The following is a 13,130-nucleotide window of genomic DNA, read 5'->3' as shown; positions in this document are numbered from 1 at the left end:
TCAACCCTTCTCCAGGTACTCCGCGCGGTCCTCGTCCACCAGCGCGGCCACCGAGGCGGCCAGCGCGGGATTGCGGGTCAGCTCCGGGTCGTCCTCGACCAGGGTGATCGCCTCCGCACGGGCGTCGCGGATCAGCTCCGTGTCGCGTTTCAGAGACAGCAACCGCAGGTGTGAGCGGTGCCCGGACTGGGTGGCACCCAGCACGTCACCCTCGCGGCGCTGCTCCAGATCCAGCTCGGCGAGCTTGAAGCCGTCGCTCGTGGACGCCACCGCGTCCAGCCGCTCACGCGCCGACGAACCCTCGGCCGCCTCGCTGACCAGCAGGCAGAGCCCGGCGGCGGAGCCCCGGCCGACCCGGCCACGGAGCTGGTGCAGCTGGGAGACACCGAAGCGGTCGGCGTCCAGCACGATCATCACGGTCGCGTTCGGCACGTCCACGCCGACCTCGATCACAGTGGTCGCCACCAGCACGTCCAGGTCACCGGCCGCGAAGGAGCGCATCACCGCGTCCTTCTCGTCGGCCGGCAGGCGGCCATGCAGCACCCCGATCCGCAGCCCGTGCAACGGCCCCTCGGCCAGCAACGGGGCCACCTCGGTCACCGCCAGCGGGGGCCGGCGGCCGTTGTCGTCCACCGGTGGCGGCTCCTCCTCGCTGGCCGACCCCTCACCGATCCGAGGACACACCACGTACGCCTGGTGGCCGGCAGTGACCTCCTCGCGCAGTCGACGCCAGGCCCGGTCCAGGTAGGCAGGTTTCTCGGCGGCCGGAACCACGTGCGAGGCGATCGGCGACCGCCCCCGGGGCAGCTGGGAGAGGGTGGAGACCTCCAGGTCGCCGTAGACGGTCATCGCCACCGTGCGCGGGATCGGGGTGGCCGTCATCACCAGCACGTGCGGCGGCTGGTCGGCCTTGGAGCGCAGAGCGTCGCGTTGCTCCACACCGAAACGGTGCTGCTCGTCGACGACCACCAGGCCGAGATCGGCGAAGTCGACCCCCTCGTAGAGCAGGGCGTGGGTGCCGAGCACGATGCCGGCGGCACCGCTGGCGACCTCACCGAGGGCCCGCCGTCGGGCGGCAGCGCCCAGCGAGCCGGTGACCAGCTCGACCCGGGTGGCATGCTCTGCGGAACCCAGCTCGCCGGCCCGCCCGAGCGGCCCGAGCAGGTCGAGCATGCCGCGGTAGTGCTGGGCGGCCAGCACCTCGGTGGGCGCCAGCAGCGCGGCCTGCCCGCCCGCGTCGACCACCTGGAGCATCGCCCGCAGCGCCACCACTGTCTTGCCCGAGCCGACCTCGCCCTGCAACAACCGGTGCATCGGGTGCGGCGCGGCCAGATCGGCGGCGATCTCCACACCGACGTCGCGCTGACCGGCGGTCAGCTCGTACGGCAGTCGGGCGTCGAAGGCGTCCAGCAGCCCACCCGAGCGTGCCGGGCGGGGTCGCGCCGGCCAGTCGGCTGCCCTGTGCTTGCGCTGCACCAGGGTCAGCTGGACGGCGAACGCCTCGTCCCACTTGAGCCGCCGCCGCGCCCGGTGCAGCTCCTCCTTGCTGGACGGCCGGTGGATCTCGGTCAACGCGGTGCCCAACCCCACCAGCTTGCGGCTGGCGCGCACGGTGCCCGGCAGCGGATCGTCCGGAGGGGTGAACGTGTCCAGAACGACTCGCACGCAGCGCGCGATCACCCAGGTTGGCACGGCCGCGGCGGCCGGGTAGACCGGAATCAGCGCGCCAGCGAACTCCTCGATTTCGTCGCTGACCGCCGCCTCGCCGTCGCCACCCTCGCCGAGCAGGACGTACTCCGGGCCGTTGAGCTGCCGTTTGCCCCGGAACTCGGTGACCTTGCCGGCGAACAGCCCCCACCGGCCGGGGCGCAGCTCCCGTTCGCGCCATGCCTGGTTGCCGAAGAAGGTCAGTGTCAGCACCCCGCCGGAGCCGTCGCCGACGGTCACCTCCAGCAGGTTGCCCCGCCGCTGCCGCATCGGGCGCACCGCGGTGCGCTGCACCTGGGCCAGCACTGTGACCTGCTCGCCGACGTCCAGGGAGCGGATGTCGGTGTGCTCGCCGCGCTCGTCGTAGCGACGGGGGAAGTGGTAGACCAGGTCACCCGCGGTGTGCAGGTCGAGGTGCGTGGCCAGCGCCTTGGCCGTCTTGTCCCCGACCAGCTTCTTCAGCGGAGTGTCCACCGTGGCTGGTTCGCTCATTCGATCCCTACCAGGAGCGGATAAAACGGCTGGCCCCCCGGGTACGCGTGCACCTCGACGAACGGCCAGCGTCTCGCGACGTGCGCGCGGACGGCATCGGTGAGCCCGGCCGGGGCGTCCGCCCCGGCCAGCAGGGTGACCATCTCGCCACCGCCGCCGAGCATCCGGTCGACCACGGCGGCGCAGGTGTCGGTGAGGTCGGTGCCGATGAGGTGCACCTCCCCCTCGACCAGCGCGAGCACGTCGCCGGGACGGCACGGGCCGGCGACGGTCAGCGCCTCCCGGCTGGCGTGGCAGACCTCGGCGTAGCGGCAGGCGCCGGCCGCCTCGGCCATCGCGATCACGTCGTCCTCGAAGCGGCGGTCGCCGTCGCGGACCGCGAGGGCGGCCAGCGCCTGCACGGGTGAGCGCGTCGGCACCACGCTGACCTTGATGCCGTGCCGATGGGCCTCGCGGGCCGCCGCGCTCGCCACCGCCTCGGTGTTGGCGTCGTTGGGCAGCACCACCACCCGGGCCGCGCCGGTGCTGCGCACTGCGTCCAGCAGCTCACCCGTGGACGGGTTGCCCGGCACCACTGTGGCGCCCTCGGCGGCGAACAACTCGGCGATCCCTCCGCCGGTGGCGACCACCACCGCGGCCCGCCCGGCCGTCACCGGGCCTGAGGGCGGCTCCGGCTGGTCGGCGAAGCGGGTCACCGAGATCCGGTACGGGCGACCGGCGGCGACCCCCGCCTCGACCGCCGCGCCCACGTCGTTGACGTGCACGTGCACGTTCCAGGTGCCCTCGGGCTCACGCCCGTCGCCGACGATGACCAGCGAATCCCCCAGCGCGTCCAGCGCCCGTCGCAACCCGTCGACCGCCTCCGCCCCGGCGTCGAGCAGGAACTGCACCTCGTACGCGTACTCGTCGGAACCGGTCTCCCGGGCGACGGTGGCCGCCGGGCGGGCGGAGCGCGGCGTCGGCGCGGGCTGAGCGGTGCTCTCCCCGGTGAGCACCGCGACCAGGGCGTCGAGCAGCACGCACAGCCCTCGGCCACCCGCGTCGACCACGCCTGCGCGGGCCAGCGCCGGCAGTTGCTCCGGGGTGTGGGAGAGCGCCTCGGCGGCGGCCCGGGCCGCGGCGCGGACCACCGCCGGCAGGTCGTCGCTGTCCGCCCGTTCGGCGCCCGTGGCCGCCGCCGCGACCACCGTGAGCACTGTGCCCTCGACCGGCCGGGCAACCGCGGTGTACGCCGCGGCGGCGCCGGAGCGCAGCGCGGCGGCCAACTCCCGACCGCGCACCGCCGGCACCCCGGCGACCTCGTCGGCGAACCCCCGCAGGATCTGCGAGAGGATCACCCCGGAGTTGCCCCGCGCGCCGAGCAGCGCGCCCTGCGCCATCAGCCGCAGCGCGTGCCCGTGCGCGGTCGGCCCGCTGTCGGGGAGGGTGTCCAGGTTCATGGCGAGGGCCTGTTGGGCCGAGGTGAGGGTGAGCACCAGGTTGGTGCCGGTGTCGCCGTCGGGCACCGGGTAGACGTTGAGCTGGTCGATCTCGCCCTGGTGACGCTTGAGCGCGGCCAACCCGCTCGCACACCAGCGGCGGACCGCGGCGGCGTCGAGGGTGTCCAGCACGGCCAGAAGCCTACTGGCGCGCACCGACACGCGTCGGACTCGTCCCGCGTGTCCCCCGCGCCCCGCTCCGGCGGTGGCCGTAACACGGGCTAACTCCTCCGGTACCCTTGCCGCCGGGCCGGTCCCACCCACGGGCGGGCGGGCCCACGACCAGGCACAAGCCGGGGCACGGGCGAGCGCCGGACCGGGCCGGTTGGCCGGGTCGGCGAGTCATCGGGTAACCTGACCAGGTTGCCCGGGCAGCACCTGCCGGCGACCCCATGAACGTATCAATCCCAGGAGTATCCCGTGGCTAGCGTGTGCGACGTCTGTGGCAAGGGACCGGGCTTCGGCCACAACGTGTCCCACTCGCACCGGCGGACCAACCGCCGCTGGAACCCGAACATCCAGTCGGTGCGTACCCCGGCCGGTGGCGGCAACACCAAGAAGTTGCAGGTCTGCACCTCGTGCATCAAGGCCGGCAAGGTCACCCGCGCCTGACGCGGTAGCACCCACCTTCTCGTACGGCGGAGCCGGCGGACCCTGAGGTCCGCCGGCTCTGTCGCGTCCGGTCGCCGCCTGAGCTGTGGCGTGCCGCCTTGATCGACTCGGTTTTCCGGGAGTCGGGGTGTCCGGCGCTGGGGACAGCCCGAGTTCAAGAAACCCGAGTCGATCACCGCAACGGAGTCAGAGGGTGCGGCCGAAGGAGACGCAGCCCTCCGCGTCCTTGTAGAAGCCGAAGTTCGAAATCCGCTCGTAACCGGCGGAGCTGTACATCGCGATCGCCTCGGGCTGCTTGTCCCCGCACTCCAGGACCACCCGCTTACGGCCCTGCTCCCGGGCCGAGCGCTCGACGGCCGCCAACACCGTGCGGGCCACGCCCCGCCCACGCGCAGCCGGGGCCGTGTACATCCGCTTCAGCTCCGCGGTGTCCGCGCCGTGGCTGCGCCAGCCACCGCACCCGACCGGCTCGCCGGCCAGGTAGGCGACCAGGAACGCGCCATCCGGCGGCTCGAACTCGGTCGCGTCCACCGGGGTGTCGTCGCCGGTGCCGCCGTAGCGGGCGCCGAGGTCGGCCAGTGCGGCTTGGATCAACTGCTGTGCCACCGGTGCGTCGAACCGCACCGTCCGGATCTCGATCTCACTCACGGTGTCCAGGGTACGGCGGGCCCCAGGCCTCACCGGAAATGGTCCCAGCCGGTCGGGCCGTCGTGGGGCGCGCCGTCGACCGTCACCCCGGCACCCTCCGTGACCAGGCCCACCGGCCGCCAGTCCGGCGGCAGCACGACCGCCGGGGGAAAGGTCGCGGCCAGCGCGTGGTCGTCGCCACCCGCCAGGATCCAGGTGTACGGGTCGACGCCAAGTGCCTGTGCCGCGTCGGCCATCTGCCGGGGCACCTCGAACGCGTCCCGCCGCACGTCGATGGCCACCCCGCTGGCCGCGGACACGTGGCCGAGGTCGGCGAGCAGCCCGTCCGACACGTCGATCATCGAGGTGGCGCCGAGCCGGGCGGCCTGCGGGCCGGCCTGGTAGGGCACCTGCGGCCGCCGGTACGCCTCGACCAGCAGCCGGGGAGTGCGGAAGCCGCGGGTGAGCACGGTCAGCCCGGCAGCCGCGTACCCGCTGCGCCCGGCCAGGGCGAGCACGTCACCGGGACGGGCGCCGGAGCGCAGCACGGGTGGGCGGCCCTCCAGGTCGCCCAGCGCGGTGACCGCCACGGTCAGGGTGGGGCTGGCCGACATGTCCCCGCCGACGACGCTGGCACCGACCGTCGCCGCCTCGGCGGCGAGCCCGTCGGCCAGCTCCTCCGCCCAGCCGGTCTCCAGGTCAGCCGGCATGCAGAGCGCGACCAGCAGGGCGGTCGGCGTGGCGCCCATCGCCGCGATGTCGGCCAGGTTGGCCGCCGCCGCCCGGTGCCCGACGTCGCGCGCCGAGGACCAGTCCCGCCGGAAGTGCCGACCGTCGACGAGCACGTCGGTGGAGGCCGCCACCCGGCCGTCCGGGGCGGCCACCACCGCCGCGTCGTCGCCAGGACCGAGCAGGGTCGTGGGCCCGAACGAGAGTCGGGCAGTTATCTTCCCGATCAGCCCGAACTCCCCGATCCCGGACACACTGGCGCCACTGCCGGCGTTCTGCCCGTGCTGCCCGGCTCCGCCGTGCTCGCTCACCGCTGCTCCTTGACGACCGATAGGGATCAGACCTGGTCCGTAAGGTAGTTTCACCCTTCGGGCCGCTCCCGGGCGGCGACGGACGGAGGTCGAGTCGTGGTACAGGCGTACATCCTCATCCAGACCGAGGTCGGCCGCGCACGTGACGTGGCGGGTCTCATCGCGGACATCGCCGGCGTGGTGCGCGTCGACGCCGTCACCGGGCCGTACGACGTGGTCGTCCTCACCGAGGCGAACACCGTCGACGAGCTCGGCAAGCTCATCGTCAGCAAGGTGCAGATGGTGCCTGGCATCACCCGCACCCTCACGTGTTCGGTGGTGCGGCTGTAAGTGGACGAGATGACGGCCTCCTCTGCACGTGACGACGACCGGACGCGTGAGCCGGCTGACGGTAACCGCGACCCGGCCGACACCGCCGCCGCCGCGCCGGCCGGCCGCGACCGGACCATTCGCGGCGCCGCGCTACTGGCCACGGTGATCGCGCTGCCGATCACGCTGCTGGTGGCCGTGCTGGCCTTCAACAAGCTCAGCCCGGGCGCACCCGCGGCCGCGCCGACCCCGTCCGCGACGACTCCCCGGGTGCAGTCCACCGCCCCGGTGGAGATGGCCGCCCCGGCGCTGGCCGCCCGCCCGGCCACTGTCTGCCGGGCCCTGCTCTCCCAACTGCCGGCGAACATCCGCGATCTGACCCAGCGGCCGGTCACCGCCGGCCCGGAGCAGAACGCGGCGTACGGAGACCCCGCTCTCACCGTGGCCTGCGGCGGCACCGAGCCGGAGTTCCCCAGCACCGACGAGGTCTGGACGGTGAACCGGGTCTGCTGGCACCTGGCCGAGCAGGCCGACGCGGCGGTGCTCAGCACTGTCGACCGGGAGACACTGATCACGGTGCGTGTCCCGCGCTCCTACGAGCAGCCGTTGCAGTGGCTGACGACCATCTCCAGCACGATCGTGGCGACAGTGCCCTCCGGCGGCGCCATCCCGTCCGGCTGCCAGCGCTGACCCGATCCCGCGCCGCCGGACGCACGTCGGGCGGGACCGGGCGGCTCGGCTGTCTGACCCTCCTGGGCCGGGTGGCTCAGTGCAGGCCGACGCCGCGCCGCTGGGCGGTGCGGATCAGGCGGTTGACCAGCTTCGGATATTCCAGGCCGGAGGCCGCCCACATCCGGGGGAACATCGACGTCGGGGTGAACCCGGGCATCGTGTTGATCTCGTTGAGGTAGACGTCCAGCTCGGGGGTGACGAAGAAGTCGGCCCGGGCCAGGCCCGCGCAGTCCAGCGCCGTGAACGCGCGGACGGCGTACTCCTGCACCTGGCGGGTCACCTTGTCCGGCAGGCCGGCCGGGATGTCGTACTCGCAGGAGTCGTCGAGGTACTTCGCCTCGAAGTCGTAGAAGTCGTGGTCGGCGACGACCCGCACCTCGGCCAGCACGGACGCCTCGGGCGCACCGCCGGCCTCGCCCTCCAGCACACCGCACTCGACCTCGCGGCCGATGATCGCGGCCTCGATGATGACCTTCGGGTCGAACTGCCGGGCGGCGGCGACCGCGTCGTCGAGCTGCGCCCAGTCGGTGACCCGGGTGATGCCGAACGACGACCCGGCCCGGGACGGCTTGACGAAGACCGGCAGACCGAGCCGCTCCTTGTCCTGCTCGCTGAGCGTCATGCCGTTGCGCAGCACGGCGTACGAGCCGACCGGGATGCCCTCGACGGCGCAGAGCTTCTTGGTGAACTCCTTGTCCATCGCCGCTGCGGACGCGAACACGTTCGCCCCGACGTAGGGGATGCCGGCCATCTCCAGCATGCCCTGGATGGTGCCGTCCTCGCCGTAGGTGCCGTGCAGCACCGGGAAGACCACGTCGACGTCGGCGAGCACCCGGGGGCCCTCGGTCGGGTCGAGCACCATGAGCCCGTTGCCGGTGGGGTCGGCGCGCAGCACGATGTCGTCGCCGGAGTCGGCGGTGATCTCTGGCAGCTGACGGGCGTTGATTGCGAGCTGGGCGGGATCTCCGCTGGTCAGGACCCACTGGCCGGCCCGGGTGATGCCGACGGGCACCACCTCGAACTCGTCGGGGTCGAGCGCGCCGAAGACGCTGCCGGCGCTGACGCAGGAGATGCCGTGCTCCGGGCTGCGGCCGCCGAACACGATCGCCACGCGGGTCTTGCCTGGGGTGGTCACTCCGGTCACCTCTTCGTACGCGACTGCGGCTGGTCGTGCTCGCCGGTGGCGCTCACCCGGTTGACCTTACTGTGCGTGGCGATAGGGCGAGGCGATACCCGGCGAGCCACAGCACGACACGGCAATCGGTCAACAGAGGATGTACGGTGCGTGACGGGACAGTCGCGGTGTCGCAGGCCGGTGACCTGGGCCTGCTCAGTCCCGGGAGTGCCGGCGACCGACCGCGATCACCTTGACCCGTTGCCGGCCGGCCCGCACCATGCCCAGCGCCATGAACGCTCCGGCGATCCGGTCGGCGGCCTCCCGACTGCTGGCGCCGACCACCTGTCGGCGCCGCTCGGGCGCGACCCTCTCGTTGCGGTCGATGCCCTCGACGGGGCGCACGTCGGTGAGCACCACGAGGAAGCGGGTCATCGACAGCCGCCCGGGTGCACGGCGGAGGGCTCCGGACAGGTTCGCACGTCGTCTCCTTCCGGCGGGACGGGATGGCGGGGCGGCACGCGACGATCGGGCACGGGGGAGAAACCCGATCGCCGCGCGCCCCATCCCCTCCGGTCGCTCACCACCACCGTCGCCACGACAACCGGCGGTGAGGACGCGGTAACAGATTGACACGTGTACAGCCGTGAATGCAACTCTCATCGACGTTTTCTCATGCAGACGTTCCCGCAAATGTGTGCGACCATCGATGCATGGCCCCCAAGACCGCCCGCGCCCGCCGGCTCGGCATCGCCCTGCGCCATCACCGGGAAGCCGCCGGCCTGACGCTGGAAACCGCGGCGGATGAGATCAACAGCACCCGCAGCACCCTCTCCCGGTACGAGAACGCCCAGACGCTGATCAGCCCGGCCACCGTGCGCGCCCTGCTCACGTCGTACGGGGTGGGTGCCGAGGAGGTGGCTGCGGCGGTGCAGCTCGCCAAGGACGCCCGCAAGCCGGGCTGGTGGGTGTCGTACTCGTACCTCCTGGATCCGCGCACCATCGACTTCATCGCGCTGGAGGCCGAGGCGACGGCCATCGCCAACTTCGAGCCCTCGGTGGTGCCCGGCCTGCTGCAGACCGCGGACTACGTCCGTGGCGTGATGCGCGGCGGGCCGCACACCCTCGGCGACGACCTGGTGGAGCAACGGGTCAAGATCCGGCTGGACCGTCAACAACGGCTCACCGGCGACAACCCGCCCATCTTCGACGCGATCATCGACGAGGGCGCGCTGCTGCGTCCGGTCGGTGAGAAGTCGGCGATGGACGGGCAACTGCGTCACCTGGTCAAGATGGCCGAGCTGCCCAACATCAGCGTCCAGGTGATCCCGCTCTCCGCCGGCTACCACCGGGGCACGCGGGGTTCGCTGCACATCCTGGAGTTCGCCGACCCGGAGGACCCGATCATCGCCTCGGTGGAGACCGTGGCAGGTCAGATGATCCTCGACCGGGCCGGCGAGACGCGTACCTGCACCAAGATCATGGAGCATCTCCGAAGCGTGGCGCTCAGCCCGGCGGACAGCCGCGAGATGCTCCTGTCAGTCCTGAAGGGACGGTAGGACCGATGACACCGACAATTACAGCGGCCTTGGCCGCGGCGGCGTGGCGCAAGAGCAGCCGCAGCGGCGACGAGGGTGCCTGCGTCGAGGTTGCCGCGCTGCCACGGCTGGTGGCCGTCCGCGATTCCAAGGACCCGGCCGGCCCGGCTCTGCTGTTCGCAACGGGCGCCTGGGCCGCCTTCGCTCAGGCGCCACCTCGCCGGTGACCAGGCCGTCGCACCGCTGACCCGACCTGGGGCCACCGCAGCCCGGACCGGGCACTGCCCCCTGCTGACCGCCCGCCGCGCCGCCGATCAGGGCGCGCGGCGGGCCAGGCCAGGGACGTGGCAGGCCCAGGCACGGTATAGCGAGGCCCGGCAGGCTCAGGCCCGGCAGGCTCAGGCCCGGCAGGCTCAGGCCCGGCAGGCTCAGGCGACCAGCGGGCGGGGCTCCGGGACGGCGCGCAGGGCTTCCAGCGCGGCGATCGCCACGCCCCGGGCGCCAGCCATGTCCCGGTCCGGCACCAGCGCGAAGGTGGCCACCGCGGCCTGCTCCTCGCGGAGCACCGTGTGTTCGCGGACCGTCGCCAGGAACCAGTCGCGGAACTCCGGTGCCGCCTCGACCACCCCGCCACCGACGAAGTACGCGTGCGGGTCGGTGAAGTTCGCCGCAACGGTGAAAAGCCGGCCCAGCGCCATCGCCTGCTGGGTGAAGAGGTCCCGGGCGAGGGCGTCTCCCCGTTCGCCGTACCCGCGAACCAGCTTGGCCGCCCGAGCCAACGGCTCGGCGGCGAGCGGGTGGTCGGGGTAGCGGGTCAGCCAGTACGGCAGCAGGTTGCGCTCGATGCCGGTCAGCGAGGCCACGCTCTCGACGTCACCGGTGAAGCCGCAGGCACAGGTGGGTTCCTGCTGCCCCGGGCTGAGCAGCCCGTTCAGCGGGATGTGCACGTGACCGAGCTCCCCGGCCATTCCGGCCGCACCGGCGATCACCCGACCGCTCTCGACCACACCGCCGCCGAGGCCGGTGCCGACGATCGCCGAGACCGACGAGCGGCCCATCGCGTCGGCGCCGAAGTACACGTGGTGGGCGTAGAGCGCCGCCGCGTTGCCGTCGTTGTGATAGACGACCGGCAGGCCGAGCCGTCGTTCCAGCGCGCCCCGCACGTCGAAGCCCCGCCAGGCCGGCTGGGAGAAGTTGGTGGAGCCCCGCGACGAGATGACGCCGTCGGCGCTGGCGGGGCCGGGAGTGTCCAGCCCGACCGCCTGAACCAGGTCGCGCGGCACCCCGGTCTGCGCCAGGGCGCCGTCCAGCGCCTGGGCGAGTGCCTCGATCGCCGCCTCCGGCCCGGCCCGTACCTCGCTGGGGATCTCCAACAGCCCGTCCACCAGGAAGCGGCCGTCCACCGTCAGCACGGTGGCGTTGTTGCTGGTGCCGCCGTTGTCCAGCCCGACGACCACCGGCACACCTGCGCTGCCCACCGATACCGCCTCCCGCCGTCATGAGTGTGAGCCGAGGCTAGTGCCAACCCTCCTCCCCCGCTACGCCCGGCCACCCGAGCGGGCTCAGTTGGGGCGGCGGGCGGTTACTGCTGTGGCGTCCAGGTCCTCGTCGTGTCGCACGCTCGGCACCAGCCCGGCGGCGGCGAGCGCCGCGCAGAGCACGTCCGCCTGGGCGTCGCTGGCCTCGACCACCAGGTGTCCGCCAGGGGCCAGCCAGGAGGCGGCACCGACGCCCACCCGGCGCAGCACGGTGAGCCCGTCCGGCCCGCCGTCGAGCGCCACCGGGGCCTCGTGCAGCCGCGCCTCGGCGGGCATCAGCGCCACCGCGTCGGTCGGCACGTACGGGGCGTTGGCGACCACCAGGTCCAGCCGACCCCGCCACTGCCGGGGCAGCGGTGTGAAGAGGTCACCCTCGTACACCTCGGCGTCCAGCCCGGCGAGGTTGCGGCGTGCGCACGCCACGGCCGCCGGGTCGATGTCGGCACCGGCCAGCCAGCGTGGGGCGAGCCGGTGCGCCAGCGCGACGGTGGTGGCCCCGGAGCCGCAGCAGAGGTCGGCCACGGCCGGCGCCGGGCCGGTCAGTTCGGCGGCCACCTCGACCAGCAGCGCGGTCCGCCCACGCGGCACGAAGACGCCAGCGTCGACGGCGATCCGCAGCCCGCAGAACTCGGCCCAGCCGAGCAGGTACTCCAGCGGTTCACCGGCCACCCGGCGGTCGGTCAGCTCAGCCAACGCCGCCGGGGTGTCCGCGGCGGTCAGCAGCAGGTCGGCCTCGTCCTCGGCGTAGACGCAGCCAGCGGCACGCAGCCGGCCCACGAGCGCGGACCGGTCGGCCAGGGGTGCTGACGTCACGAGCCTCCTCGGACCAGCCCGGCCGCGTCCAGGGCGGCGGCGATGTCGGCCACCAGGTCCGCCGTGTCCTCCGCACCGCAGGAGAGCCGGACGAAGCCGGGTGCGGTGTCGTCGCCCCACTGCTCCCGCCGGTCCGCCGTGGTGTGCAGGCCACCGAAGGAGGTCGCCGCCGCCACCAGCCGGGCGGCCTCGATGAACCGGCCCACCCGGTCGGCGCTACCCAGATCGAACGAGAGCACCCCCGGCATCCGACGCATCTGGGCCGAGGCCACCGCGTACGCGGGATCGCCCGGCCGCCCCGGCCAGCGCAGACCCGTCACGTCCGGCCGGTCGGCCAGCAGGTCGGCGACCGCGGCGGCGTTCGCGCTCTGCCGGGCCAGCCGCAGATCGAGGGTGGCCAGCGACCGGTGTGCCAGCCAGGCGTCAAACGCTCCCGGCACCGCCCCGGTGGTCGTACGCCAGGTCGTCACCGCCCCGACCAGCTCGGTGGACCGGCTGGCCAGGTAACCCAGCAGCAGGTCGGAGTGGCCGGTGAGCGCCTTCGTGCCCGAGGCGACCACCAGGTCCGCGCCGAGGTCCAGTGGGCGCTGACCGAGCGGGGTGGCGGTGGTGTTGTCCACCGCGAGCAGCGCGCCCGCAGCGTGCGCCCTCTCCGCCAGGGCCGCCACGTCGACCACGTCCAGGCCCGGGTTGGCCGGCGTCTCCACCAGCACCAGCCGGACGCCCTCGAACGACGGGTACGGCCCGGCGGTCGGCGCGAACAGCACCCGGACGCCGATGCCCTCCAGCACGTCGGTGGCGAACGCCCGGACCGGGAAGTATCCGTCGGAGGGCAGCACCACCGTGTCCCCCGGGCGCAGCAGGGTGAGCAGCAGGCCGGTGATGGCCGCCTGACCGGTGGCGAAGACGCGGCAGTCGCCGCCTTCCAACTCGCCCACGGCCGCCTCCAGGAGCCGCCGGGTCGGGTTGTCGGGGCGACCGTAGCCGTTCGGCGACGTGCCCTGGCCCTGGAACGGGTCGAGGTGGTACGGCGCGGCGAAGACCGGCCCGGGCAGGAACGGGTCCCCTGGTGCCGGCTCCGGCAGGCCGGCGCGTACGCAGCGGGTGCCGTCTCCCAACTCGCTCATCGG

Annotated in this window: 14 protein-coding genes; 5 read left to right on the top strand and 9 right to left on the bottom strand. The window is 73.3% G+C overall.

All coding sequences use genetic code 11. The features are described from left to right. Both recG and GA0070619_RS02720 read right to left on the bottom strand, forming a co-directional pair. On the bottom strand, positions 1–2,199 hold the full coding sequence (gene recG, locus GA0070619_RS02725; protein WP_088946590.1) for an ATP-dependent DNA helicase RecG: 2,199 nt from the start codon (positions 2,197–2,199) through the stop codon (positions 1–3). Continuing rightward, positions 2,196–3,809: a DAK2 domain-containing protein gene (locus GA0070619_RS02720; protein ID WP_088951512.1), complete on the bottom strand. Its 1,614-nt coding sequence runs from the start codon at positions 3,807–3,809 to the stop codon at positions 2,196–2,198. The genes recG and GA0070619_RS02720 overlap by 4 nt, the downstream gene beginning before the upstream one ends. Positions 3,810–4,097: 288 nt before the next feature. Here GA0070619_RS02720 and rpmB point away from each other — a divergent pair, with 288 nt between their 5' ends. After that, a complete protein-coding gene (gene rpmB / locus GA0070619_RS02715) occupies positions 4,098–4,289 on the top strand; it encodes a 50S ribosomal protein L28 (RefSeq protein WP_007456456.1) in 192 nt (63 codons plus the stop codon). Positions 4,290–4,475: 186 nt separating this feature from the next. On the opposite strand, the gene GA0070619_RS02710 is transcribed toward rpmB, so the two are convergent. Together GA0070619_RS02710 and GA0070619_RS02705 are read right to left on the bottom strand one after the other, a co-directional pair. Further along, positions 4,476–4,937 carry a GNAT family N-acetyltransferase gene (locus GA0070619_RS02710; protein ID WP_088946589.1) on the bottom strand — a complete coding sequence of 154 codons (462 nt, stop codon included), beginning with the start codon at positions 4,935–4,937 and terminating at the stop codon, positions 4,476–4,478. 29 nt (positions 4,938–4,966) lie between these two features. Further along, positions 4,967–5,956, bottom strand: a complete 990-nt coding sequence (locus GA0070619_RS02705; RefSeq protein WP_088946588.1) for a thiamine-phosphate kinase — start codon at positions 5,954–5,956, stop codon at positions 4,967–4,969. A 96-nt stretch (positions 5,957–6,052) separates the two neighbouring features. On the opposite strand from GA0070619_RS02705, the gene GA0070619_RS02700 reads away from it, so the two are divergent. Together GA0070619_RS02700 and GA0070619_RS02695 are read left to right on the top strand one after the other, a co-directional pair. Further along, positions 6,053–6,286 carry an Lrp/AsnC ligand binding domain-containing protein gene (locus tag GA0070619_RS02700; protein WP_007456453.1) on the top strand — a complete coding sequence of 78 codons (234 nt, stop codon included), beginning with the start codon at positions 6,053–6,055 and terminating at the stop codon, positions 6,284–6,286. Positions 6,287–6,295: 9 nt separating this feature from the next. After that, complete coding sequence (locus GA0070619_RS02695; protein ID WP_088951511.1) at positions 6,296–6,955, top strand: DUF3515 domain-containing protein; 660 nt, start codon at positions 6,296–6,298, stop codon at positions 6,953–6,955. Between the two features lie 76 nt (positions 6,956–7,031). Here GA0070619_RS02695 and GA0070619_RS02690 read toward each other — a convergent pair whose 3' ends face one another. Together GA0070619_RS02690 and GA0070619_RS02685 are read right to left on the bottom strand one after the other, a co-directional pair. Next, positions 7,032–8,132, bottom strand: a complete 1,101-nt coding sequence (locus GA0070619_RS02690; protein ID WP_088946587.1) for a D-alanine--D-alanine ligase family protein — start codon at positions 8,130–8,132, stop codon at positions 7,032–7,034. A 195-nt stretch (positions 8,133–8,327) separates the two neighbouring features. Then, the gene (locus GA0070619_RS02685; RefSeq protein WP_088946586.1) at positions 8,328–8,546 is read right to left on the bottom strand and encodes a hypothetical protein; all 219 of its coding nucleotides are present in this window, start codon (positions 8,544–8,546) and stop codon (positions 8,328–8,330) included. 278 nt (positions 8,547–8,824) lie between these two features. Here GA0070619_RS02685 and GA0070619_RS02680 point away from each other — a divergent pair, with 278 nt between their 5' ends. Continuing rightward, a complete protein-coding gene (locus tag GA0070619_RS02680; RefSeq protein WP_088946585.1) occupies positions 8,825–9,670 on the top strand; it encodes a helix-turn-helix domain-containing protein in 846 nt (281 codons plus the stop codon). A 5-nt stretch (positions 9,671–9,675) separates the two neighbouring features. Then, complete coding sequence (locus GA0070619_RS02675) at positions 9,676–9,876, top strand: DUF397 domain-containing protein (RefSeq protein WP_088946584.1); 201 nt, start codon at positions 9,676–9,678, stop codon at positions 9,874–9,876. A 201-nt stretch (positions 9,877–10,077) separates the two neighbouring features. On the opposite strand, the gene GA0070619_RS02670 is transcribed toward GA0070619_RS02675, so the two are convergent. The 3 genes from GA0070619_RS02670 to GA0070619_RS02660 form a co-directional block, all read right to left on the bottom strand. Next, positions 10,078–11,127 (bottom strand): ROK family protein, encoded by a 1,050-nt coding sequence (locus GA0070619_RS02670; RefSeq protein ID WP_088946583.1) that lies wholly within the window; start codon positions 11,125–11,127, stop codon positions 10,078–10,080. A gap of 84 nt (positions 11,128–11,211) precedes the next feature. After that, the gene (locus GA0070619_RS02665) at positions 11,212–12,000 is read right to left on the bottom strand and encodes a putative protein N(5)-glutamine methyltransferase (protein ID WP_088946582.1); all 789 of its coding nucleotides are present in this window, start codon (positions 11,998–12,000) and stop codon (positions 11,212–11,214) included. Next, entirely contained in the window at positions 11,997–13,127 is a 1,131-nt protein-coding gene (locus GA0070619_RS02660; RefSeq protein WP_088946581.1) for a cystathionine gamma-lyase, read from the bottom strand. Before GA0070619_RS02660 ends, GA0070619_RS02665 begins: the two co-directional genes overlap by 4 nt. Positions 13,128–13,130 lie beyond the last annotated feature (3 nt).

This window comes from Micromonospora zamorensis (assembly GCF_900090275.1).
Classification (GTDB): domain Bacteria; phylum Actinomycetota; class Actinomycetes; order Mycobacteriales; family Micromonosporaceae; genus Micromonospora; species Micromonospora zamorensis.
Note: the sequence above shows the minus strand (reverse complement) of the source record. Positions and strands in the feature narration are given on the sequence as shown.